At 57.2% G+C, this 4,242-nt stretch carries 2 protein-coding genes; one reads left to right on the forward strand and one right to left on the reverse strand.

What is annotated here, in order from left to right; genetic code table 11:
- The first annotated feature begins 357 nt into the window (after positions 1-357).
- The gene (locus tag Q9R35_RS18640) at positions 358-3,657 is read left to right on the forward strand and encodes an autotransporter outer membrane beta-barrel domain-containing protein (protein WP_311220252.1); all 3,300 of its coding nucleotides are present in this window, start codon (positions 358-360) and stop codon (positions 3,655-3,657) included.
- A 239-nt stretch (positions 3,658-3,896) separates the two neighbouring features.
- Here the strand turns inward: Q9R35_RS18640 and Q9R35_RS18645 are convergent.
- On the reverse strand, positions 3,897-4,242 hold a 346-nt coding region (locus tag Q9R35_RS18645; protein ID WP_311220253.1), incomplete at its 5' end, for an isochorismatase family protein.

Genomic DNA, 4,242 nt, shown 5'->3' on the forward strand with positions numbered 1-4,242 from the left:
GCCGCCCTCACGCGAAGCCCAAACGGCACGTCCAGAAGAAAGCCGCGCCAAAACAAGCACTCTACTACCCCAATCCCTAAGCCCTAAGCCCTAAGCCCTAAGCCCAAAATTCGAAATTCGAAATTCGCAAAAAGCAAATACCCCCGCGTTTAAAAAAGAGGGACAAAGGTTTAAAACCAACACTATCAATTTGACACTATCTGCTATATTTTCCCGACGCTGAGCAAAGGAGCCTCCCCTGCGTCAGCCCCTCACGATGCAGCAACAATGAACGCCCCACTCTAATCAAACTGTTTCCTCTACCTCAGGGGCCATTCAGTGCAAACAATATCTCGCGCATTCAACACCTGCTCAACAATGAAACTAACAAAACTGTATGCCGCCCTGGCGCTGACCATTGCCCCACTGTCTGCTCAAGCCCTGGAAGACAGAACAATAGAAAACTCCTCGGGACGCCCCGTCTTTATCGCGCGATTTTTCGAAATTGGCGATGGAGTATTCGACGACAGCGAAACGTCCTTCTGGAGCTGGCAAGGCCATGAAGCCTATAAAAACGAGATCGTTGAGGGCCTGCGCTACTGGGCAGAAATACTCCAACCGCAAGGCGATAACCCGGCGACCATCGTCAATATCGGCACTGTTGACATGCCAGGCAATGCCTACGGCGGCTCACTCGAGGCAAACGGCGGCAAGAGCGCACTAACACAAATGCAGCAAAACATCCTGGGCCTCTCACCCGCAGCAGGCACGCTACCTTTAGGCGGGCACGGCTTTTTTGGCCTGGGCCAGGACGACTACGCACTGAACCCGGCTTTGACGCAAACACCGCTTAGCGGAAAAGACAGCGTACTTCTGACAGCCATTCACGAAATTGCCCATGGGCTGGGTATTTCCAGCACCGTAGAAAACTGGGGCGATGACAAAGACATACGGCCGTATTTCAAAAACCAGCTCAATAGCTGGACTCAACTGCTAAGAGACGACAACGGCAATCCAGCACGCGCGGGCCAGAGCATTCTGTGTACCGGCTGTAACATCCCCTACGATGCTAATGCCTTCGATCTGCGCCAGGACAAGGGTTTCCTGATCGGTGCCAATATCGAGCAAGTCCTGGCTGGAGGCCTGCGTGGTGTACCCATCAAGATTCTGGGTGACGGCGGCAGCGTAGATGACGACTTCATGAGCCATATCGAACTTCGAAACAGCGTCATGAGCCACCAGAACTACCGCAACTATTCAGGCTTCATGGAAGCTGAACTGGCGGTACTGCAAGACCTGGGCTACACCATAGACCGGGCAAACTTCTTCGGACGCTCGATCTACGGCGATGGCCTTGAACTGGTGAATACACAAGGCTTCTTTGCCCGCAATGCCGAAGGCACGCACTACCTCCCTGGCCAATACAACCAATCCACACTGGGTCTGGGCCTGCATATCTATGGCAGCAACAATCAGGTTCGACAAGCCGCTGACCTGCTGGCTGCAGGATCAGGCGGCGCAGGGATACGGGTGGATGGCGAGAACAACACCCTTGTCATCGATCCAGGCGTCAGAATCTACGCAGATGGCTTGAACGGACAAGGCGTGCAATTTGCCTACGGACGCGGACACACACTGGTTCATCGCGGCGACATCCAGGCCACCGGCCCTCAGGGTGTAGGTCTGCGTTTTGATTTTGGCACCAACTCACTGAGCAACGAAGTCGAACGCCGTGGCTCCTACATACGCAGCATCAATGGCACCAATGAAGCCCTGCTCCCCGAACTGAACGGCCCGCTGGTTGAACAAGCCGACATTAGCGGACGGGTTGCAGGCCGGCAAGCAGCCATCCTGATTTCCGACAATGCCTACGTCAAGCGCATCAATCTGATGCAAGGCGCCCAAATTGAAGGCGATATCGTTTCGCATTATGCAGAGCGTGACGACAACAATCAGCTGCGCCTGACCACACTGTCCTTTGGTCAGGCTGCCGACAATATGGGCCGCAGCATTGATCAGCCCGATGCCACCTTCCACTTGAGCTACGCCGGTAACATCACAGGCAAAGACAATCTGGCTCTATCCTTTGACGGCGGCACAACACAACTGAACGGCACCTTGCAGGTCCACAACGCCACCATCAAGGAAGCGGCAACATTAGGCGGCAATGCCAGCTTCGATCTGGCCAGCGGCCAGACCCTGATTAACGCCGGCACCCTGACACCAGGCAACTCAGTCGGACGCATCAAGGTAAATGGCGACTTCCAGCAAACCGCAACGGGCCAACTGGTGGCCGAGTTTGATGGCAAAGGCGACCATGACGCGCTTGCCATCAGTGGCAATGCGGACCTGGCCGGCACGCTGAAACTGACGCCAGTGGCCGATTGGTACCAAAACGCCTGGGCGGTCGACACTGGCTCGTTTGTGGAGGCAGCCAGCTACAACGGCAGCTTTGACGCCACACAGATCACCGCCGTATCGCCCACCTTGCAGTTTGACGCGACACCCTTGGGTAACGAGCGCTACCGCTTGTCTGCCACCCGAGCCGACAATGCCTACAGCCAGTATGGCCGCAACGAAAACCAGCAAGAGGCCGGCAAGGCTTTATTCAAACTGGCCGCCGCCGGAACGGCACCCGCACAAGCTCTGTTCCAGACGCTCGACTTCTCGGCCACGGACGGTTCACAAATACCCGCTGCTCTGGACCAGATATCACCCGCTGGCTACAGCACTGCATTGGCCGCCTCCCTGATGCACGAGCGTTCGATCATGCAAACCGCCCGCCAAGGCCTGAGCCAAAGCATGTTGCGGCCCGGCACCGACTGGCAAGGCTACGCCTTGGTATTTGGTGCCAGTGGCGATCAAAACACACGCGGGTCCATGCTTGGCTACGATGCCAACAGCTACGGCCTGATCGTTGGAGCCGGGCGCGCCCTGGAGTCGGCCCCCGACTTCGCCGTGGGAGCCCAGCTTGATATTTCCGATCTGTCGGTCAAACCGGATGCCCCTTACTCCGGCAAGAGCAAAGCCACCGCGTTCGGCCTTGCCGCCCATCTGCAATACCGCCCCGGTGCACGGGAAGGTCTTTTTGCATTCAGCGGGCTGCGCCTGGGTCTGGAACAAGCCGATATGCGCAGGCAAATTGCCATTGGAGACTACCAGGCCACGCACTCGTCCGACTGGACGGGACGCAATCTGTCGATTGACGCAGGCACAGGCTACCTTTGGGAGCTGAACCCCTCGTTTTCGGTAGGCCCCTTTGCCAGCATGAACTACGCCTTGGTGTCCCGCCCATCGGTCGACGAATCGGGCAACGCCGCCACGCGCCTTCACCTGGACAGCAAACGCGTAGACGCCTTGCGCTCCAGCCTGGGGCTGACGGCGGAATGGAATCGCGACCTGACTGATGGCAGCAAGCTGGCCGTGAACGTTGACGTGGGCTGGAATCACGAATGGCTGGATCGCGACCTGACTCAAGCAGCCCGTTTCGCCATTGCGTCCACGGATACAGCGTTCAATACCCGTAATAGCGTGCTGCCCCGCGACACGATGAGCCTGCGTGCAGGCCTGACCTGGCAACGCAGTGAGCGTCTGTCGATTGGCACCGGCATCAGCTCACAGTTCGGAGGCGGATATTCGTCGCTGCAAGGGCAGGTGAATCTGCGCTGGGCGTTCTAACAATCCACGCCCTCACACGGACCTGAACAGAAACTATAAAAAAGCCCCCGAGAGTCGTTCGACTCTCAGGGGCACAGGTCCGATAGCCTGCCCCCAAGCGGCAGACCACCGATACTCGATCACCAATCTGTAGAAACAGACCAGTTAAAAGACGACACAGGCTCCGTCAATCAAACTGCTAAAAAATGACGAAGCACATCGTTCTTCTCAAAGACTCAAAAGTTTAAAAACCCCGAGTCTTAAACTCCAATCAACTTCATCGCCTCTTCACGCGTTGCCACGGTGGCGTACTTCTGTCGCATGTCGAACAGGTTAGCCTCGTGTGGGCCAATCGCACGGTCACCCACGCAATCAGAGACGACCAGGGGGCGAAAGCCCAGTTGCATCGCATCGACCACGCTGGAACGCACGCAACCACTGGTAACCGCACCGGCAACCAGCAGTGTTTGCACACCACGCTGGGTCAGCCACGCCGCCAAGGGCGTGCCAAAGAAGGCCGACGGCACATTCTTGCGAACAACGAACTCCCCGGGAGCAGGAGCCAACTCCGGCACGATGTGGCTGTTGTGCGCGTCTTCGGTCAGG

The sequence above is a fragment of the Alcaligenes sp. AB3 genome, from assembly GCF_031844565.1.
Classification (GTDB): Bacteria; Pseudomonadota; Gammaproteobacteria; order Burkholderiales; family Burkholderiaceae_B; genus Alcaligenes; species Alcaligenes faecalis.

Excerpts from the sequence above, each read along its gene's own strand:
- Q9R35_RS18640 (WP_311220252.1), top strand. The coding sequence starts at position 358 with ATGAAACTAACAAAACTGTATGCCGCCCTGGCGCTGACCATTGCCCCA.